This is a genomic window from Megasphaera massiliensis (assembly GCF_000455225.1).
In the GTDB taxonomy this organism is placed as follows: Bacteria; Bacillota; Negativicutes; order Veillonellales; family Megasphaeraceae; genus Megasphaera; species Megasphaera massiliensis.
The window spans coordinates 1,360,150-1,380,532 of sequence record NZ_HF954537.1; the positions used below are offsets into that span (position 1 = coordinate 1,360,150).

At 50.7% G+C, this 20,383-nt stretch carries 15 protein-coding genes and 4 tRNA genes; 2 read left to right on the forward strand and 17 right to left on the reverse strand.

Annotated elements, in window-relative coordinates:
* Positions 1-37: 37 nt before the first annotated feature.
* The 6 genes from TX77_RS13860 to TX77_RS09880 form a co-directional block, all read right to left on the reverse strand.
* Positions 38-193 carry a hypothetical protein gene (locus TX77_RS13860; protein ID WP_176698824.1) on the reverse strand — a complete coding sequence of 52 codons (156 nt, stop codon included), beginning with the start codon at positions 191-193 and terminating at the stop codon, positions 38-40.
* Positions 194-386: 193 nt separating this feature from the next.
* Positions 387-1,622, reverse strand: a complete 1,236-nt coding sequence (locus tag TX77_RS09860; RefSeq protein WP_044504725.1) for an FprA family A-type flavoprotein — start codon at positions 1,620-1,622, stop codon at positions 387-389.
* Positions 1,623-1,747: 125 nt separating this feature from the next.
* Positions 1,748-3,064, reverse strand: coding sequence for a hypothetical protein (locus TX77_RS09865; RefSeq protein ID WP_044504727.1), 1,317 nt, complete (start codon positions 3,062-3,064; stop codon positions 1,748-1,750).
* A 17-nt stretch (positions 3,065-3,081) separates the two neighbouring features.
* Positions 3,082-3,756, reverse strand: a complete 675-nt coding sequence (locus TX77_RS09870) for a hypothetical protein (protein WP_044504730.1) — start codon at positions 3,754-3,756, stop codon at positions 3,082-3,084.
* Positions 3,753-5,555 carry a DUF2157 domain-containing protein gene (locus TX77_RS09875; protein WP_044504732.1) on the reverse strand — a complete coding sequence of 601 codons (1,803 nt, stop codon included), beginning with the start codon at positions 5,553-5,555 and terminating at the stop codon, positions 3,753-3,755. The genes TX77_RS09870 and TX77_RS09875 overlap by 4 nt, the downstream gene beginning before the upstream one ends.
* Positions 5,556-5,855: 300 nt before the next feature.
* Positions 5,856-6,302: a universal stress protein gene (locus tag TX77_RS09880; protein ID WP_044504734.1), complete on the reverse strand. Its 447-nt coding sequence runs from the start codon at positions 6,300-6,302 to the stop codon at positions 5,856-5,858.
* 244 nt (positions 6,303-6,546) lie between these two features.
* Between TX77_RS09880 and TX77_RS09885 the strand changes: the two genes are divergently transcribed.
* Positions 6,547-7,914, forward strand: a complete 1,368-nt coding sequence (locus tag TX77_RS09885; protein WP_081651725.1) for a sodium:proton antiporter — start codon at positions 6,547-6,549, stop codon at positions 7,912-7,914.
* Between the two features lie 115 nt (positions 7,915-8,029).
* Here the strand turns inward: TX77_RS09885 and TX77_RS09890 are convergent.
* From TX77_RS09890 to speE, 4 genes are all read right to left on the reverse strand, one after another.
* A tRNA-Lys gene (locus TX77_RS09890) sits at positions 8,030-8,105 on the reverse strand.
* A 5-nt stretch (positions 8,106-8,110) separates the two neighbouring features.
* Positions 8,111-8,185, reverse strand: a tRNA-Gln gene (locus tag TX77_RS09895).
* A 1-nt stretch (position 8,186) separates the two neighbouring features.
* Positions 8,187-8,262: transfer RNA gene (locus tag TX77_RS09900), tRNA-His, on the reverse strand.
* Between the two features lie 146 nt (positions 8,263-8,408).
* Positions 8,409-9,257 (reverse strand): polyamine aminopropyltransferase, encoded by an 849-nt coding sequence (gene speE / locus TX77_RS09905; RefSeq protein ID WP_044504736.1) that lies wholly within the window; start codon positions 9,255-9,257, stop codon positions 8,409-8,411.
* Positions 9,258-9,521: 264 nt separating this feature from the next.
* On the opposite strand from speE, the gene TX77_RS09910 reads away from it, so the two are divergent.
* Complete coding sequence (locus TX77_RS09910; protein WP_044504739.1) at positions 9,522-13,817, forward strand: 2-hydroxyacyl-CoA dehydratase; 4,296 nt, start codon at positions 9,522-9,524, stop codon at positions 13,815-13,817.
* A gap of 78 nt (positions 13,818-13,895) precedes the next feature.
* Here TX77_RS09910 and TX77_RS09915 read toward each other — a convergent pair whose 3' ends face one another.
* From TX77_RS09915 to thiM, 7 genes are all read right to left on the reverse strand, one after another.
* Complete coding sequence (locus tag TX77_RS09915; protein ID WP_230198102.1) at positions 13,896-16,196, reverse strand: xanthine dehydrogenase family protein molybdopterin-binding subunit; 2,301 nt, start codon at positions 16,194-16,196, stop codon at positions 13,896-13,898.
* Positions 16,193-16,660 carry a (2Fe-2S)-binding protein gene (locus TX77_RS09920; RefSeq protein ID WP_044504741.1) on the reverse strand — a complete coding sequence of 156 codons (468 nt, stop codon included), beginning with the start codon at positions 16,658-16,660 and terminating at the stop codon, positions 16,193-16,195. Before TX77_RS09920 ends, TX77_RS09915 begins: the two co-directional genes overlap by 4 nt.
* Positions 16,660-17,442, reverse strand: coding sequence for an FAD binding domain-containing protein (locus tag TX77_RS09925; RefSeq protein ID WP_044504742.1), 783 nt, complete (start codon positions 17,440-17,442; stop codon positions 16,660-16,662). The genes TX77_RS09920 and TX77_RS09925 overlap by 1 nt, the downstream gene beginning before the upstream one ends.
* Before the next feature lie 39 nt (positions 17,443-17,481).
* On the reverse strand, positions 17,482-18,255 hold the full coding sequence (locus tag TX77_RS09930) for a TatD family hydrolase (RefSeq protein ID WP_044504743.1): 774 nt from the start codon (positions 18,253-18,255) through the stop codon (positions 17,482-17,484).
* Between the two features lie 136 nt (positions 18,256-18,391).
* Positions 18,392-18,482, reverse strand: a tRNA-Ser gene (locus TX77_RS09935).
* Positions 18,483-18,550: 68 nt separating this feature from the next.
* Positions 18,551-18,850, reverse strand: coding sequence for an MTH1187 family thiamine-binding protein (locus TX77_RS09940; RefSeq protein WP_044504744.1), 300 nt, complete (start codon positions 18,848-18,850; stop codon positions 18,551-18,553).
* Positions 18,851-18,853: 3 nt separating this feature from the next.
* Positions 18,854-19,687, reverse strand: a complete 834-nt coding sequence (thiM, locus tag TX77_RS09945; protein ID WP_044504745.1) for a hydroxyethylthiazole kinase — start codon at positions 19,685-19,687, stop codon at positions 18,854-18,856.
* Between the last annotated feature and the right edge of the window lie 696 nt (positions 19,688-20,383).

Here is a 20,383-nt window from a genome sequence, read left to right on the forward strand (position 1 = left end):
AGAAAGCATGGGCTTTCTCAAGCAGTCCCCTTGTCCATTATAAATTCAAACCTTCACGCAGTTTTTCAAATATCTTCTGTTCGTCTTCCGTCAAATCACGGCCCAAGTCGATGTGCAGCTCTTCGCCGTTGCTGCGGGCTTTATCCTGTTCGTGCTTGTCACCGCTTTTGGCACTGTCGTCACGAATGATCATCGTACCACCTCCTATCGTATTTTATATATTATACCACATCGACGGGTCATCCTAAAAGACAAATGACGCCATTTATCGAAAAAATGTTCGCATTAGTGAAAGAAAAAACTGCCCACCATGAAACAGACAGTTTCTTGAGTCAAAAATCGACTCAGAAGCCCTTTTTCATGATGGACAGCTCATTGATTAATCCTTAGATCAAGGTTTTCGGATCGGGATACTGTTCGATGCTTTCTGCCATTTTATCGGCTAATTCATCCATCAGGCATTCCTGATCGTCACGCATAGACGACTTCAGATCCATCGTCGGTTCGAGGAGTTCGCAGCACTTAAATTCGTTTTCTACGTAATCGGCCATAGTCTTATACGCAGCCGATGCCCAGCTGTGGCAGGCAACGATTCCGATAGTGCGTTTCTGGAACATGAGAGTCTTCAAGTCGTGGAGGAAGTTTTCCATGGGCAGGAAGAGGTTCAAGTTATACGTCGGTGCAGCCAGGATCAAGTGGCTGTATTCCCAAGCCTTAGCCGTAACGAAAGAAGGATGGACTTTGGCAACGTCGTACATGCGAATATCACGGACGCCGCGGCGGCTCAATTTATTAGCCAGGACGCAGGCAGCTCGTTCCGTATTACCGTAAATAGAAGAAAATGCGATGACGACACCTTTCTTTTCCGGTACGTACTGTGCCCAATGCAGGTGTTTGTCGACGATATACTTAACCGTTTCCGGCGTACGGAAGACGAAACCGTGGAGCGGGCAAATGATATCGATGGGTAGCTTAGACGCTTTTTTAAGGACGTTCATGACCTGCGGGCCATATTTTCCGACGATATTGACATAGTAGCGGCGAGCTTCATCGAGGTAATTTTCTTCAAAATCAGCCTGGTCAGCGAAGACGTTGCCGACGGTACCGAAGTGGCCGAAGGCATCGGCACTGAACAGGACGTGATCCGTTACATCATACGTCATGATGACTTCCGGCCAGTGAACCATGGGGGCTTTGATGAACTGCAGGGTGTGCTTGCCCAATTTCAGCTGATCGCCTTCGTTAACGGTCATGTAGCGATCCGGCATAGGATGGCGGAAGAACTGTTCAAAAAGCTTAAACGTAGACGGCTGGCCGACGATCTTGGCTTCCGGGTATTTTTCCAAGAGAGCCAAAGCCGAGCTGGCGTGGTCCGGTTCCATGTGCTGGAGAACAAAGTAGTCCAGTTTGCGGCCTTTGAGCAAGTATTCTACGTCTTCAAGAAATTCGTCACGGCACGATTTATCCATAGCATCGATGAGGCACGTCTTTTCATCATCGATGAAATAGGTATTATACGTAACACCCTGAGGAAGGGGGAAGATCCGTTCAAACAATTCCGTACGGAAATCGTTGCATCCCACCCAATAGATACCGTTTTTAATTTCTTCTACACAATGCATATATGTATAACCTCCTTAAATAGTAGCAGCACAGCTATGCTGTAATGTCAATTATCACGTTCCTATCATACCATCTTTTCGATAAATAGGAAATACTTTAAATGAAAAAACTTACCAAAAGATATCTATTCTTTATTAGTTCTGTCCGAGGTTTGGGCAGAATCGCTGTCAGAAGTCGATTCACGTTCGCCGGACTGACGGCTCTTCGAGGTATCGGAGCGAGTATCACTATCCGATTCTTTTTCATCGCTCTGAGATTCGCTGCGGCTCTTCTGTTCCGATTCAGAGGCATCACTGCGCTGCCGCTCCCGCGTCGTACTCCGGCTCGGTACTGGTGCTGAATCACCGATTGATTCAGCGTCCGATACGACACTGTTGATAAGCTGTTCCAGTACGTCCCGTTCAGCCTGGGACAAATCGTTATTTCCGCTGAGCATATCCCGCGCCTGCTGAGCTAAGCTCTGAGCCTGCGAACGAGCCGAACTGCCGCTGACAGCCCCATTGCGGTACTGCTGTTTCAAACTGCGCAGTTCATTTGAAATTTCATTGGCCTTGCTGCGAATACGGGCCGCTGCCAATTCACCACTGCGCTGTTTCCGAGCGTCCGCTTCCTGCATCTTTCGATCTTCTTCACGATTTTCCAACAGTTCTTCCTGCTGCTGTTCGGCCACTTTATCAAGCGATGCTGTCGTAACATGAGTGCCGACGTAGTATTCATAACCCATGTACCCCAAAATGACGATGGGAACACAGAGAAGCATCATTTCAAACCGGCGCATCTGGGCTGCCCGCTTCCAGCTGATGACGCTTTTGCGGCGATGTTCCATAATAAGGACGATGATTAAAATCAGTCCGATTAAGAACAAGGCCATATAAATGAAGAGTTTATGCCAAACCGTCGCCTGCAGGCTTATCGTAGACGGCTGGGAATCCGACAGCTGCCACAAATAGGTACTGGCCTGATCATCGGCTTTGGTGCTGTTGCTGGTAACCTGCGTCCCCGACGGGAAGGAAACCATATATTCCAAGTCGACACCGTTTTCCGGCATGGCCGCGCCCAGACGAAGGTTTTGAATGCTGTTGGCATCGAAATTATAATTGATATAATACGTCGAAGCAAACAGGCCGTCATGGGTCTTATGGACGATATGGTCGACGGAACTGCGGTTGGCGCCGTCATTGGTAATGGTCTTCATGGCCCGAAAACCTTCACCGTTATCATTACTATAATCCATGATGGTATAATTGCGCTTTTGGAACTCATCGGCATCGGCCTTCAAGCTCTGCTGCCCTTCTGCCGTAGCCGACACTTTCAAAACATCCTGCGTTTCACTGCCATCGTCATGAATGATGGTCTGCGCCCGAAATCCTGATAAGAGGAAAAATGCAGCCAACAGCATAACGGTCATAGCCAGTTTGGCAATCTTTGAATACCCTTTCATAAACTCCTCGCTTTCTGTCACTCTTCTTTTGGCGGTACCATCCCGGAATCGACGAGATGCGGCCTATCAAACAGAGAACGTCCGGCCTTATCCGCCCGAGCTTTATCCATAGCAGCCGCGTTACTGAGCTGCTCTAACGGAACGCCGTTGACAAAAATCCCTTCGATGACGCCTTCTCCCCGCTTGATGCGGATACTGGCGATGATACTGTCATCGGTGCGAAGGCTGTAGATACCGTCGGCCATTTCCGGAGACAGGCGGTAGCGGTCAAATCCAACTTGAAACTGAACGCGGCCATCTGCATAAGAAACGACCTCAGCCCGCATGTAATCGCTGCCGGAATCGGGTTTAGAGTCCGACGCCCCTTCCACTTTCATGAGTCCCGACGCATCGCGCGAGATGGCGACGTAAATTTGCTGACCGACTTCAGGCGGCGTTTCATCGAGCCACTGCGTCGTATCTTCCGGGAATACAACGCGAACATAATCGGTCCCAAAGGTAGAGATTTCCAGCCGCGGCACAGCACGCCACTGGTAAGGAATCCCGTCGACAGAAATATTATGCCAGCGCCAGCCGACATAAGCCAGTGCGGCAAATTGAATCAATACGACTAACCCGAAGACAATCCAGCGATGACGGCCTTCCGGCGAAAAAGAAAGATGTATGCCCTGCAAAGGCGGTGAAAATTTCATTCCGACTTGCCTCCTTGATGGGACCATGGCGACTGGGTAAAGTGTTTTTTGCGTTTCGGTTCCGGTTTCATATGACTCCACGGCGACTCCGTAACTGCCGTAGATTTTTCTTTGGTCTTTTCCTGGGAAACGGCCATCTGCTGCGGCACGGCTTCCGTCGTTTCACGAATAACCTGACGAGGCGGCACGAAGTCATTCCCCGTGCTTTCAGTCGGTACGGACAGGGTGAATACCATCGGGGAATCCGTCGTATTTTCCGGTACGGAACCGGCCTTGGACGAATTCGTATCAGACGAAGCCTCAATACCTGATTCGCCCAGCCCGAGTTCAGCCGGAGACGGAATACGGATATCCTTCATCCATTCTTCGACCGTTTCATCCGTTTCGTTTTCCTCAGGAGAATACCACACCGGCATTTCTTCTTCTGGAGCCTGTTCTTCTGTAGCTGACGCATCATCATTTCGGACGCGTGCCGCCGAATGGCGAAGTCTTGCTCTTCGTGAAGCTCTCTGTGCCGCTGATTTTTTGTCTTTCTGCATCCGCCTGAACTGGAATACGATTAAGGCCAAGACGATAATGGCCAAAATCGGCGCCAGCGGCGAAAAATGCGTCCCGAAAACGAAGGTCAGGACTACGCTGACCAAAATGACGATGCCGAATTTAAGATGAGCCTGGTGATCGGGCTTAAATCCCTGAGCCGTTTCATAGACACCGAGAACAACGATGTACAAGGATGAAAGAATGAGGGGAATGGACGAATAAAGGGCCGATCGAACGAGAATCGTCTCAAAAGCCAGGATGACGGGAATCACCAAATACAAAGCCGGGCTCCACAACCGCTTCTTCACGGTTTTCGCCATCATGCCTGCCATGAATACAAAGAGGAGGACCGTAACCAAATCGGTCGTCCAATGAAAATTCTGGACCTGAGCAATCCCATCCCAGGCAAAGGGCAGGCAGGAAATGAGGAGCGAACCGACAGCGGCAAACCGCCCGAACCAACGGAAGGGCACGCCCCAAGGCCGGTGGATGTCGATGGAATAACCTACCAGCATGATTGTAACGGCCAAGCTGCCCAAAAGGAGGAATGGAATGTATTCCGTCGTCTGTGCTGCCAGTCCAAAAGCAATGAAGACGGTAATCGTCATGACCCATGAGAAAACAGACAGCCGCCGTTCATCCCGAAGGCCGATCAAGGTGTTATAGAAAGGCACTGCCAAAAGCAGAAGAATCCACAAGAGGCCCATTCCGCCAAAGGTATTCACCGGGCCGCCGGAAGCCGTCCAATAGAGGAGGGACAAGTCGTAAACGACGAGAGCCGCAACAGAGCATAAAAAATAGACGACAGGCAGACAAAGCACGGCACAAGTAATGACATATGACGCCGCATCCCAACCGATATAAAAAGTCTGTTCAGCCATGGCTAATACAACAAAAATGCCCAAACAATGGATGAGAGCAATCCCTTCAGCTGCCGCCGAGCCCTGCCGTTTCTGAAACATGGCCAGGCCTACACCGGCCTGAGTCACGAGCAGCAGCACACCGGCCAAGGTCATGCGGGCCGGGACCGACACGTAGTACCATAATTGGGAAAGGCCCCAAATGACGGCCATGACAACGGCTGCAAATCCCAGTGCCGATAAAAACGCATATAAAGGCAGGGTCGTCAAAAGAGAATTTCTTTGTTCATCCCTGCCGTAAGATTTCCGTATTTTTTCACAGGCTTCTTCTGTAATCCATCCTTTAGAAACCCAGTCCGTGACCTTGTGGTCCAGCCATTCATTGGTATTCCGTCTCATACTTGCCTCCCAGGCGCCATCCCGGAACGAGGCACTCCGGGACCCTTCGTAATGTGATATTTCAGGCATTCCTAAAAAAGCACACCTGTCTATTCAGTATATCATAAAATGACTCTTTTCCCTATGGCATCCGTCAAATTTTTACATATTCCCAAAAGAATACCTTCCCCTCATCCGTTATAACCAAACCAATCCGCAAAAAGCCATGACGGCACGAAAAAAGGGTCTCCAGGGATAATCCCTGCGAGACCCTTTAACCAGCCTGCGGCAGAACAAGGCCATGAAGGCATTGCGTCACCGTTATTTTACGATCAATACGGGGCAGACCGAATGCGTGACGACATAACTGCTGACCGAACCCATGAATAAGCCCTTCAGCGGTCCCAGGCCGCGGCTGCCCATGACAATCAAATCGGCATTGTACTTCTTCGCTACCGACAAGACAGCAGGCCCCGGCGAGCCGACTTCAAAGACGCTCTTGACTTCGATGTTTTGAGGAATCGCCTTGGCAAACTCATCAAGGATCCCCTTCCCTTCTTCTTCCATGTCCAGGGCAACCTGTTCGGTTACGTAGCCACTGGCATTGGGAATCTGGTCAAAATTCGAGATGACCGAGACGATGTTGGCAACATAGACCAGCGTAATCATAGCGCCCAAAGATGATGCAATGACGACGGCATGTTCCAAAGCTCGTTTCGAGTTGACCGAACCGTCGGTCGGAACGATGATGTTATTATATTGCTTCATATGAATCCCTCCTTATAATGCCTTATCGTTAAGTATATATTCGTCACTCCCTCGGCCGATTCCTGCCTGGCAAAAAAATTATTTAGAAAAAAACGCTTTATTTTTAAAAGCTCAGCTCGAATTCAGCCTAAATGACAGTGTAAAATGTAAAAATAGAGTATAAACTTTCATTTTCTTATGATATAATGTTAATTATAGCATACATAAATTTACTTTTTTGTAACGATTAAGAAAGGTGGTTTTTATGACACACGAACTCGTAAGCGCGACCTTACCCGTATGGAGCATCATTCCTTTTGCCGGGATGCTCCTATCCATCGCCATCGTTCCCCTCGTTCGACCGGAATGGTGGGAAAAACACATGCTTGGCGTAGCTTTTGCCTGGTCTTTATTATTCCTTATTCCCTTTGCAGTTGCTTATGGCATCGGTGAGTCATGGTTCCGCCTTCTGGAATCGGTCCTCCTCGACTACATACCCTTCATCGTTCTTCTCCTGGGTCTGTTCGTCGTTGCCGGCGGCATCGCCGTCCGTGGGACTTTAGCCGGAACGACGAAGGTCAACTGTCTTCTCTTATTCATCGGCACGGCTCTCGCCAGCTGGATCGGCACGACCGGTGCTGCCATGCTGCTCATCCGTCCTATGATCCGTGCTAACGCTTGGCGCAAGAATAAAGTCCACCTCATGGTCTTCTTTATCTTCCTGGTAGCCAATATGGGCGGCTGCCTGACCCCCCTCGGCGATCCCCCGCTCTTCATGGGCTTCCAGCGCGGCGTTCCCTTTACGTGGACCTTCCATCTCCTGCCGATTCTTCTCTTGAACCTGGTCATCATGTTTGCCATCTTTGCCCTGATGGATAAGCATTTTTATAATAAGGAAATAAAAGAAGGCCGCTCGCCTCATGACGCCATTGCTGCCGGCAGCAAAGAACCGATTCGTCTTGAAGGGGCTCATAACCTGATTTTTATCGCTATGATCATCATCGGCGTATTAGCCAACGGCCTCCTGCCGGAAATGCATCCGTTCTTTGCCAACGGTGCCGGCATCCATATTTACGACGAAATCGTCTTCCCCTATGCAACCTTAGCTGAAATCATCATCATCTTAGTCGCTGCATTCCTCTCGATTAAGACGACAAAAAAATCGACGCGAGACCTCAACGAATTTACGTATGCTCCTATTATCGAAGTCGCAAAACTCTTTATCGGCATCTTTGTCACTATGATTCCTGCCTTGATTCTGCTCAAAGCCCACGGGGCTGAACTGGGAATGAACAATCCCTGGCAGATGTTCTGGGCTACCGGCGCCTTGTCGTCCTTCCTGGACAATACGCCGACGTATTTGGTATTCCTGCAAACTGCCGGGGCGCTTGGCGCCACGGAAGGCATCACGACCTCCGTCGGTACGGTTTCTCAAATCATGTTGGAAGCCATCTCAGCCGGTGCCGTTTTCATGGGTGCCAATACTTATATCGGCAATGCACCGAACTTCATGGTTAAATCCATTGCCGAAGAAAATAAGATCAAAATGCCGAGCTTCTTCGGGTACATGGGCTGGTCCATTGCCATCCTCATCCCGGTATTCATCATCAACACCTTCGTATTCTTCTTATAATTAAGAATACAAAAAAAGCAGGACTGTTTCTCAGTCCTGCTTTTTGCATCTCTTGAGTGCCTTCAAAAACTCTGACAACAAACAAAAGGCGCCGCACACTGTGCGACGCCTTTTTTGGTGATCCATCCGAGATTCGAACTCGGGACACCCTGATTAAAAGTCAGGTGCTCTACCAGCTGAGCTAATGAATCATGGCTGGCAGGGGTAGCTGGATTCGAACCAGCGCATAGCGGAGTCAAAGTCCGGTGCCTTACCACTTGGCTATACCCCTATGGGGCGAGTATAGGGATTCGAACCCTAGCATAACGGAGCCACAATCCGCCGTGTTAACCACTTCACCATACCCGCCATATAAGATTATCTGCCGTAACGGCGCTGAATCAGCGTCGTCAACGTAGATAATCTTACCATGAGTCAAAGACAAAGTCAAGTATTTTTTACATTTAATCACAAAAGAATACAGACCTGAAATGCATAGCTATAAACCAAGCCGATTAACGGTCAGCCTTTCCATACAGAAGGTCCTTTACGAAATTCGGCAGGACAAAGGCGCTCTGCTGAATCCCTTCATTGTAATAACGCGTCGGGAAGGTACGCTTTCGATTCGGCGTCCACTGCAGGGGATCGTATTTTTTAGACCCCAGCGTAAAGCAGTGCACCCCCGACGGATAGAGGGGAATGAAGGCCGTATATAAACGGGCGACAGGGAAAATATCAGATACGCAGTCGAATACATCTTTCACCAATTTGCCGTGCATGAAAGGCGATTCCGTCTGCTGAACAAAAATCCCGTCGTCCTTCAAAGCTTTAAAGGTATCCTTATAAAAATCGTAGGTGAAAAGGCCTTCTCCGGGGCCGACAGGATCAGAGCAGTCGACGATGATGACGTCATAGTAATTTTCGGCTTGCCGCATGAAGGCAATGCCGTCGCCGACAGTTACGGTCAGTTTTGGGTTTTCTTCCAGCATGGCCTTGGAAATTTCAGGAAAATACTGTTTAGACAATTCGATGACCTTGCCGTCTATATCGACCATAGCCACCGATTCGACTTCAGGGTGGCGGACGGCTTCCCTGGCTGATCCGCCGTCACCACCGCCAATGATGAGGACCCGTTTCGGATTGGGGTGAAGAAACAAGGGAATGTGCACGATACTTTCATGATACATGAATTCATCTTTAACAGACGTCTGGAATACGCCGTCTAAGACCAGCATGCGGCCAAATTCCTTCGAATCGGCGACGACGATGTCCTGAAAGTCGGAATGACCGCGATAAAGGATTTCTGAGGCTTCCGTCGTCAGATCCAGGTAAGGGGACTGATGTTCCGTTATAAATTTTTTCATATTGTACTCCTTGATAATATCCTGAGTTTATCATATTCTGATAGTGACTTCATTTTAGCATATTTAGGCTCATTTGTCGCAGCGCATTTCATGGTTTCCAAAATGATATCGATTTCTTATTAATAAGTAAAATCCTTTGTATCACCCCCTTACAGAATAAAGGGATTATGGTACAATATAAAGTAGACTTTTTATATATAGTCTTTATAATAAATAAAATTTTTAAAGAAAGAGTCGGTTTATAAACCGATAGGGTGACAAAACATGAAGAATCTCTTACACATCGGCATTGACATCGGTTCGACGACAGTAAAAATCGCTGTTCTCAACCATGCCAAACAATGCCTGCACGCATGCTATGTCCGCCACTATACGGATATACGCCAAAAAGTTTGGGATTTACTCCAAAACGCCTATGAAATCTTTGGCGACCGTCAGATCACCATGGCTATCACCGGGTCCGGCGGCATTGCCCTGGCCGACTACCTGCACATCCCTTTTCTGCAGGAAGTCATTGCCGGCACCAAAGCCGTTCGAACATACTATCCTCAGTCCGATGTCATCATCGAACTGGGTGGTGAAGATGCCAAAATCACCTACCTTACCGGCGGCAATGAGCACCGTATGAACGGCAACTGCGCCGGCGGGACGGGGGCTTTCATCGATCAGATGGCAACCCTCCTCGACACTGAAGCCAGCGGCTTGAATGAACTGGCCAAGAAGTCCGATACAATCTATCCCATTGCAGCCCGCTGCGGCGTCTTTGCCAAGACCGATATCCAAGCCCTCTTAAATGAAGGCGCCAGCAAAGAAAATGTCGCGGCTTCGGTCTTTCAGTCCATCGTTTTCCAGACCATCACCGGCCTTGCCTGCGGCCGTCCCATCAAGGGCACGGTCTGCTTCCTCGGTGGTCCCTTGACCTACTTGTCGCAGCTTCGCGAACAATTCGCCAAGACATTGCACTTGACACCGGATAAGGTCATTGCCCCGGAAAACGCCCAAGTCTACGTCGCCATCGGTGCCGCCCTGGGGAGTATGGATACCAAGCCGGTCTCCTTCATGAATCTCATGGGGCAGCTTAAGAACGTCGATGAATCGACACTGGCCAAGTCAGACCGGGTCGCCCCCCTCTTTGACAGCCAAGCTGAACTCGACGAATTCCAAGAACGCCATCGTCAGCATACCGTTCCTCACGGCGATATGGACAGCTACAGCGGCCCCTGCTATCTCGGCATCGACGCCGGTTCGACCACCATCAAAGCCGTCGTCTTGAGCGAAGACATGAAAATCCTCTATTCTCACTATCAGAATAATGAAGGAAGTCCTTTGGCAGCTGCTAAAAAGATTGTCGCCGACGTCTACTCCCGCCTTCCGAAGGGCGCCTTCATCGCCAAGGCCGGCATTACCGGCTACGGCGAAGCCCTGCTCAAAGAAGCGCTGCACCTCGATCTTGGCGAAGTCGAAACGATTGCCCACTATCAGGCCGCATCCCATTTCTGCCCGGACGTCGATTTTCTCCTCGACATCGGCGGACAGGATATGAAGTGCAGCCGCATCAAAGACGGCCACATCGAAGACATTCTGCTCAACGAAGCCTGCTCGTCGGGCTGCGGCTCCTTCCTCGACACCTTTGCCAAATCGCTGAAGATGTCCATTCAGGAATTTTCTCAGGCAGCCCTCCTGGCCAAGAGTCCCATCGACCTCGGTTCCCGCTGCACGGTATTCATGAATTCCAAAGTCAAACAAGCGCAAAAAGAAGGCGCTACCTTAGCCGATATTTCTGCCGGCCTGTCTTACTCGGTCATAAAAAATGCCCTTTATAAAGTTATCAAAGTCAAAGACCCTGCAAAACTTGGCAAGCACATCGTCGTCCAAGGCGGTACTTTTTATAACGACGCTGTCCTCCGGGCTTTTGAAAAGCTCCTGGGCCGCCAAGTCATCCGTCCGTCGATTTCAGGACTCATGGGTGCCTTCGGCATGGGAATCATCTGCCGCACAGCCTATCATCAGGACCACGTCGTATCGACCATCGTTGACGAAAAAGCCCTGCAGGAATTAAACATCACGACATCGATCCGCCACTGCGGCCTCTGCACCAACAACTGCCTGCTCACGGTCAACACCTTCAACGACGGCCGTTCCTTTATTACGGGCAACCGCTGTGAACGAGGTGCTGCCGGCTCGACAGCGGCCCGCAAGAAGCCCCTGCCGAACATGTATAAGATAAAATACAACCTCCTCTTCGGCTATAAACCCCTTACCGACGCTCCCCGCGGCACGATCGGCATCCCCCGAGTCCTCAACATGTATGAAGACTATCCCTTCTGGTTTACTTTCTTCACAAAACTCGGCTATTCCGTCGTCTTGTCCGATCCTTCTTCCAAAGGGCTCTTTGAAAAAGCCATGGATACGATTCCATCCGATTCGGCCTGCTACCCGGCCAAGCTCGTCCACGGGCACATCGAAAACCTCCTTCAAAAAGGGGTCGACCGAATCTTCTATCCCTGCATCCAAAACGGTCCTCAAGAAGGAAGCAAGGACAACACCTTCAACTGCCCCATGGTCATGAGCTACCCGGAAGTCATCCGCAACAACATGGGCGAACGGCTGGCCGAAACGAATACGCCTTACCTCTGCCCCTTCCTGCCCTTACACGACAAGAAGCGCATTGCCAAACGCCTCATTGAAGAATTGAAGGCTTGGAATCTCCCGGACCGCGAAATCAAGCAAGCCGCTATGGCTGCCTGGGAAGAAGAAGAAGCTTATAAACAGAAGATTTACAGCCTGACCCAAAAGATTTTAGATGACCTCAAAAAGAACGACCAGCGGGCCATCGTTCTTTGCGGTCGCCCGTACCACGTCGACCCGGAAATCAACCACGGCATACCGGAACTGATCAACAGCCTGGGCCTGGCCGTCCTTACAGAAGACGGCGTCGCCTCCTTGTCGACCTTTGACGGCAATCTCCGCGTCGTCGACCAGTGGTCGTACCACTCCCGCCTCTATCGGGCAGCCCAGTACGTTACCCAGCATCCGAACCTCGAACTGGTAGAGCTCAATTCCTTCGGCTGCGGCCTCGACGCCATCGTCGCCGACCAGGTACAGGATATCCTGACCCACGGCCACAAGATCCACACCCTGCTGAAAATCGACGAAGGCTCGAACCTCGGTGCCATCCGCATCCGCCTGCGCTCCTTGCTGTTCGTCATGAATCATCGGCCGAAAGAAGATTACACCCTCGAACCGTATTCCTATGAAAAGACGATCTTCACCAAAGAAGACGCCAAAAAGAACGTCATCCTGGCCCCGTCTATGACACCGATCCATTTTCCCATGCTCATGTCAGCCTTCGAACACGAAGGCTATCACGTCGAACTCCTGCCCCACCAGAACCAGGAAGCCATCGATACCGGTCTGGCCTATATCCACAATGACGCTTGCTATCCGGCTATCATGAGTTTGGGCCAAATCCTCACGGCCTTAAAGTCGGGAAAATACGATTTAAACCATACGACGGTCATGATTTCCCAGACCGGCGGCTGCTGCAGGGCCACCAATTACATCGGCATGATTCGAAAAGCTTTGAACGATGCCAATATGTCCCAGGTTGCCATTTTATCCCTCAATATGAAGGGCATGAACAAGCAGCCCGGTTTCCAGCCGGGGCTCGGCTTCTGGCACCGCCTCATCATGGGTATGATTTACGGCGACGCCCTGCAGCAAGTCTTGTACCGCACGCGGCCTTATGAAAAGGTCAAGGGTACGGCCGAAGCCTTGTTCCATAAGTGGCAGGAAAAATGCACACAGCAGCTCAAGAAAGCCGACTTTAAATCCTTCAAGCGCAACCTTCGCGACCTCATCAATGAATTCGACAATATCGAAATGAGTGACGAAAAGAAACCGCGCATTGGCTTGGTCGGCGAAATCTACGTCAAGTTCCACCCCATTGCCAACAACCACATCGTCCGCATGATTGAAGAAGAAGGCGGTGAAATCATCGTCTCCGGCCTGGCCGACTTCTTCCTCTACGGTCTGCTCGACGACCAGTTCCGCCATAAGTACCTTTCCGGAAGCTGGAAAGACGCCTTATTCAGCAAGACCGGCGTCCGCCTCCTCGAATGGTACCGCAAACCATACGAACAGGCCGTTGCCAAGAGCCGCCACTTCGATCCCATTACATCGATTTACGACATTGCCGACGAAGCCAAGAAATTCTTGTCCCTCGGCCATGAAGCCGGTGAAGGATGGTTCCTCACGGGGGATATGATCGACCTCATCCATCGCGGGGCCAAGAACATCGTCTGCCTCCAGCCCTGGGCCTGCCTGCCCAATCACGTTACGGGCAAGGGCATGATCAAGACCTTGAAAGCGGCCTTCCCTGAAACGAACATCGTCGCCATCGACTACGACCCCAGTGCCAGCTCGGTCAACCAGACGAACCGTCTGAAGTTAATGCTGACCACGACTTTTGAAGGCATCCGGGAAACAGTCCAGGAAGACACCAAACCGGTCCTTCCCTTCATGAGCGGCGTCCGCATCAACAGTTCCCTTGAAAAATAAATAACGCCATCACAAATAACGCCTTTCCATGATACACCGTCATGGAAAGGCGTTTCGTTGTCTTTCAGAATATATAACTCAGACCGTCTTATGTTTCATAGCCTGATAGAGTTTTTCAGCCGTAATGGGAAGGTCGCGGACCCATACGCCGGTTGCATTATAAACGGCGTGAGCAATGGCCGGGGACGGCGAGTCGATGACCAGTTCGCCGATGGACTTAGCGCCGAAAGGACCGTTCGGTTCATAGCTCGGTTCAAATTCGACGTTGACGGGACCGACGTCGAGACGCGTCGGCAGGCGATACTGCATGAAAGAATTATTCTGCAGCCGTCCCGTCGGCGTATACTGAACGTTTTCCGTGAGAGCCATGCCGATAGCCTGGACGATGCCTCCTTCGGCCTGGACGCGGGCCAGGCTGGGGTTGATGACCGTACCGCAGTCAATGACGGCATCGTATTTCAAGAGAGTGATGTTCCCCGTTTCGGGATCGACATCGATCGTCGCAGCACCGGCCATATACGGCGGCGGACTGGTCGGCGAATAGCACGATTCCGTCGCCTCGAGGGCAATGCCGTTCATGAACATGGCCCCGTTGCCGAGATCGCGGACGGTAATCGACTTACCGGTCTGAAGGCAGGTAATGGCCTTGCCGTCAAATTCCAGGTCATCCAAATCCGTATCGGACAGCCCCAATTTAATGGCCGCTAATTCTTTCATCCGATGAATCAAGCTTTCACAGGTCTTGACGACGGCATTACCCGTCAGATACGTCGTAGACGAGGCATAAGAGCCGCTGTCATAGGGAGACGTATCGGTATCGACGCCGTCAGTGACGATGTCGTCGACAGAACACATGAGGCATTCGGCAGCAATCTGGGCGAGGATGGTATCACAACCGGTTCCCATATCGGTAGCCCCAACGTGGAGCGTATAGAAGCCGTCATCATTGACTTTGATCGTAACCGAGGCCACGTCGACGTTGGAGACACTGGAACCCTGCATAGCGATAGCCAAACCGACGGATTGGATATGACCGTTGGGCAGGACTTTTCGCGGCGACGCATCGTCCCAACCGGACATGGAAACGACGCGTTCCAGACATTTATCGAGGGTACAGCTGAGGGCCGTTTCATTAAAATAGGCCGGCAGGACCTGATTTTGGCGGACCATATTCTTAAACCGCAGTTCCACCGGACTCATATGAAGAGCTTCGGCCAATTCGTTGACGGCTGTCTCCAGCGCAAAGAGGCCTTGTGTCGCCCCATAGCCGCGGTAAGCCCCGGCAGCGATGGTATTGGTATAGACACAGGTATAGCTGAATTGAAAGGCTTCAGCGGCATTATACAAAGGAATCGACTTGTGTCCCGATAAAGTAACCGTCGTCGGCGTATGTTCACCATACGCGCCGGCGTTCCATAAAGAATCGAGGAGAATGCCCCGGATATGGCCGTCTTTCGACGCTCCGAGAACGACGCGGATCTGCGATTCATGACGCGGCGTCGATACGGTCAGCGATTCTTCCCGACTGTAGACCATATAGGCCGGTTTGCCTGTCAGCCAGGCAATGAAAGCCGGATAGACTTCCATGACGACGGTCTGTTTCGAACCGAAGCCTCCGCCGATACGCGGTTTGATGACCCGAACCTTGGATTTGGGGATTTCAAGGGCATGGGAAACGACGCGGCGCACATGGAAAGGTACCTGCGTCGAGCTGACGATGGTCAGCCGTCCGAATGCGTCTTTATAAGCATAGGCTCGGAAGGTTTCCATGGCTGCCTGCTGATTCTGACGAGTGTGATACGTCCGGTCGATGACGACGTCTGACGAAGCCAGGACGGCATCGATATCGCCGTGACGGTCGCAGGCTTTAGCGACGAGGTTGCGCTGGTTGTCGCCGCCGACGTCGACTAACGGCTTCCAATCGTCTTCGGGGTGGACGACGATATCGTTGTCCAAGGCCTTCGTAAAGTCGAGGAGCGGTTCCTGGACTTCATATTCGACGCGGATGGCCCGCAGCGCCTTATCGACTGCCGCTTGATTCGTCCCTGCCACGAGGGCTACGGCATCGCCGACAAAACGGATCTGTTTATCCAAAATAAGCCGGTCGTAAGGACTCGGTTCCGGATAGGTCTGGCCGGCAATGGTAAATCGCGACTTAGGTACGTCATCGGCCGTTACGATACAAACGATGCCCGGAATTTTCTCAGCGGCACTCTTATTGACCTTTTTAACGATGGCTCTGGCATGGGGGCTCCGCAGCACCTTTACGATGAGGCAGTCTTTGGGCATGATGTCTTCCGTATAGACAGGCTGCCCCGTAACCAAGGCTTGGGAATCCTTCTTGGCTACGACCTTATTGATCGATTTAAATTCCATCATGACCGGACCTCCTTCCCCTTGGCCTTAAAATACTCTTTAATAGCCCTCATATGACTCATATATCCCGTACAGCGGCAGAGGTTACCCGATAAAAATTCCTTGATTTCGTCTTCCGTCGGCGAATCGAAGCGGCGAGCCATGGCCAGGACGTTCATGACGAAGCCCGGGTTGCAGAAGCCGCACTGGTCGGCACCTTGAAGTCCCATATAGTAGGCAAATTCCTTGGCTTCCTCTTGGAGGCCTTCAAGGGTCGTAACTTGACAGCCATCGATGCGGACAGCTAGTACGGCGCAGGACAAGACCGGCACATCATTGACCCAAACGGTACAGAGGCCGCAGTTTGTCGTTTCACAGCCGCATTTTACACTATAACATCCCCGGCTGCGGAGAAAATCATAAAGCATCATCCCCGGCTCGATATCGGCCGAGGATTTTTTTCCATTAAGCCAATAGGTAATCATCATCAGACATCATCTCCCATCGTTTGAGCCAACAGGCGCCGGCATAAGATGACAGCCATATCATGGCGATATTCGGAAGAACCGCGTTGGTTAGTTTCATACGTCACTTTTTCGGCAAATTCCCGACCGGCCTTTTCACAGCCAAGGGCCTTAACCGTATCCACAGGGAGTGTCATGACCTCGGCTCGTCCCGGACGGGCACCGATGGAACAGCGCACCTCTTTTCCGTCGACGTGAACAGCGGCAGCGATGATGGGAAAATCCGTCGCATTGAGGCGAAGAGACGCATAGGCCGTCTGGCCGCTCTTTTTAGGCACGATGATATGGCTTACGATATCCTTCCCGGGCCCGGTCTTTCCAAAATCAGACAGCGGAACGCGTCCGCCCTTATACAATTCAACGTCGGCATCAAGCGCCAAGAGCAGGGTCCAAATATCGGAAAAGCCGAAGCGGCCGCTGATACTGCCGCCAATGGTCGCCAAGTTGCGGAACTGAGTCCCTACGATATGGCGTGTCGCTTCTTTTACAGCTCCATGGGTATAGGTCAACAGTCCTTCATGACTGCCAAAGGCTCCGAGAGTGACCATGGCTCCGATTTTAAAAGAGTCATCCTGTTCTTCTATCGCATCGAGGCCAAGACCTGACAAGTCGATGGCCTGAGCAATGCGCCGTTGGGGCGACAGGCGGAGCCAGCAGCATCCGCCGAGGACAACGGCCCCGCGGCCTTGATTCAATTCCCACGCTTCTTCGAGGGACGCCGCCTTCGTATACTGCACAATATTCATAAAAAGACCTCCTTAATCGGGGAGAAATTAACAAAACCCTTATAAGCGAAACAGTCGCTCCGTATTGGCCTTTGCCTGAACCGTCAAGGCTTCGACAGAAACATCCATATACTTAGCCAAGGTGCTGGCAACATAGGTAATATTATTGGGAACATTCGTCCGTGGCAAGTGAAACCCGCGAGGCGTCAGATAAGGCGCATCCGTCTCGAGAAGTACCCTATCCAGGGGCAAAATGGACACGGCCTCGCGCAGTGCATCGGCTCGCCGTTCATCACAGATCCAGCCGGTAATGCCGATATAAAAGCCCATATCGAGCATACGGGCCAGTGTTTCTTTATCACCGGTATAGCAGTGGACAACGGACTTCGGACAGACCCCTTCATGGCCTTTAAAACAGGCTAAAAAATCGTCTCCGGCATCGCGTTCATGAAGAAACATCGGTTTATCCAGTTCTTCTGCCAGGGCAATCAGTTTCTTAAAAAAGTAGAGCTGGTTTTCTTTTTTAGAGAACATGCGGTCATAGTCGAGACCGGTTTCACCGACAGCGACGATTTTCGGATTGGTCGTGACGATGCGCCGGATTTCCTCGACATCGGCCTCCGTCGCGGCATCGGCCACATGAGGATGAATGCCGGCCGTACCAAATACCTGATGAGTTCGGACAAAGTCATCGACCAGTCTGTTTTCCCGATCTTCGGAGCCGGTCAGGATACAGCAGATACCGTCGGCTTCAGCATCGGCAATGATTTTCTCCGGATCCGGAAAAGACCTCGTAAATAAATTAAGCCCAATATCGTAATAGGTTATATCCATTCCAATACACCTCGTAATAATTTGTCATCTTTATTGTACCAGAAAACAGTCGCCTTGCGTAGCCTCTGGGACCGCTCCATAATGGACAAAAAAAGAGCACTCAGGAAAAATCCTAAGTGCTCTTTATCCAGTAATCTGGCGGAGTGAGAGAGATTCGAACTCTCGCAGGCCTTGCGACCTCTAACGATTTAGCAAACCGTCCTCTTCAGCCTCTTGAGTATCACTCCATGCGTCAACTGACTATATTAGTTTACTACAACCAGGAGTGATTGTCAAGGCTATGTTTTATGAAAAGCTATTTTTCTAAAATACGTTCTACCGATTCTACTTTAGCATCCATCATGTTCGTATAACCCGGGCGGATATCGGCTTTCAAGATGACCTCTGTCCGAATTCCCTGATCCGTCAAATACTGCGTCGCCTTTTTGACAACAGCCATGACGTCATCCCATTCGCCTTCAATTTCGGTAAACATCGAGTTCGTCCGATTTGAAAGACCTGACGCACGAATGATTTTAACGATTTCAGCAACATACGGTGCAAATTCATCACCGGTACCACACGGTGCAATGCAAAGGGCAACTAATGTATTCATATTTTATACCTCCTCAATCGTAAAAGGATTTTGTGCAATATCTTCAGGTGTCGCAACATAGAGCTCATCGATAAAGGCAGCTTGGAAAGAGCCGGTACCCTTTACGTAGGCAGCCGCCCGTTTACCGGCCAGATTGTAAATGGCAGCACCGGTAATGGCTGCTATAAAAGGACTGGCCACTGCCGCATAGACGGCCATGACGCCGCCAAGAGAGCAACCCGTGCCCGTAATAGAAGGCATCATATCCGAACCGCCTTTTGAAAGGACGACCTGACGGCCATCGGTGATTAAATCAGCTTCACCGGAAACGGCAACGGCACCGCCCGTCCATTTTGCCAAGGCCACAGCAGCTGATTTTGCCTCGTAAACGGCATCTGTCGAATCGACGCCGCGTACGTCCGACGTATGCGAACCGCCTTCTAAGCCCCATAAACCGGCTAAAGCGATGATTTCTGAAGCATTGCCGCGAATGATGGTCGGCTTATACGGCTTAAATTTCAGCAATAAGTCCGTACGCATCTTCCCCATTCCGATAGCCACGGGATCAAGAACCCAGGGCTTTCCGTCATCATGAAGGGCTGCTGCCGTCAGCGGCAGTGTATCTTCATATATGGGGAATAACGTGCCTACGTTGATGTACATCGCCGCCCCAATCTTCGCCATGGCAACGCCTTCGTCCGGTAAGTAGACCATGGCGGCCGAGCCGCCGACAGCGAGCTGCGCATTGGCAACGAAGTTGATCGTCACCGTGTTGGTAATCGACGGAGTCAACGGGTTCGACGTTTTCGCCAATTGGGCCGCTTTGGCGACGGCCGCAGATATTTCAGATTGAGTCATGTTATTACCACCTTTGTGATTTGCTATGTCTATTATAGCTTTTATGGGCAGTAAAGTGAAGGCATTCAAAGAAGAACCTGTAAGGCTGAAATCACACCGTAAACCAGAAATTTTAGCGCTTGAAGGGGATAGTTAAGGAGTATTTATTTTTGAACGGTTCAAAAAATTCTTAGCCATAATAAGTTAATTCGACGAAAGATTGGCGGTATAAAGAGAAGAGGCATAGGTTGAAGGGCTTCTTTCGGGACGTTTTCGACATCCGTCTGATAATACTTGATAATGTTGAATACTTGGGACTAGTGGCCTCCGGCTTCCTGTCAGGGAAAACCCGATAGATCTGGTTACGACAGTCTCGTCGCTTCCGGCATCCGTCTGATAATGCTCGATATGTCTGAGGGCTTCTGACTAGTAGCTTTCTGTCTTCCTGTCAGGGAAAATCCTAATTGAACTGAAAGCGGCAGTCCTGTCGCCCTTGGCATCCGTCTTAAGAACTGCCTCATAGGCAAGATTTCATCAGCCTTGTCGCCTGCGGCATCCATTCTGGGATTTATCTGCTACGAGACTCCCCCACCCACTCCGAAGTCAAGCTTCGGAGTAAGCGACTCACAAAGGTTTATGCGTCCCTTCGGTCCTTTAAACCTTGTTCTCTGCTTAAAAAAAGAAGCACTTCATTATCGAAGTGCTTCTCTCTCTATT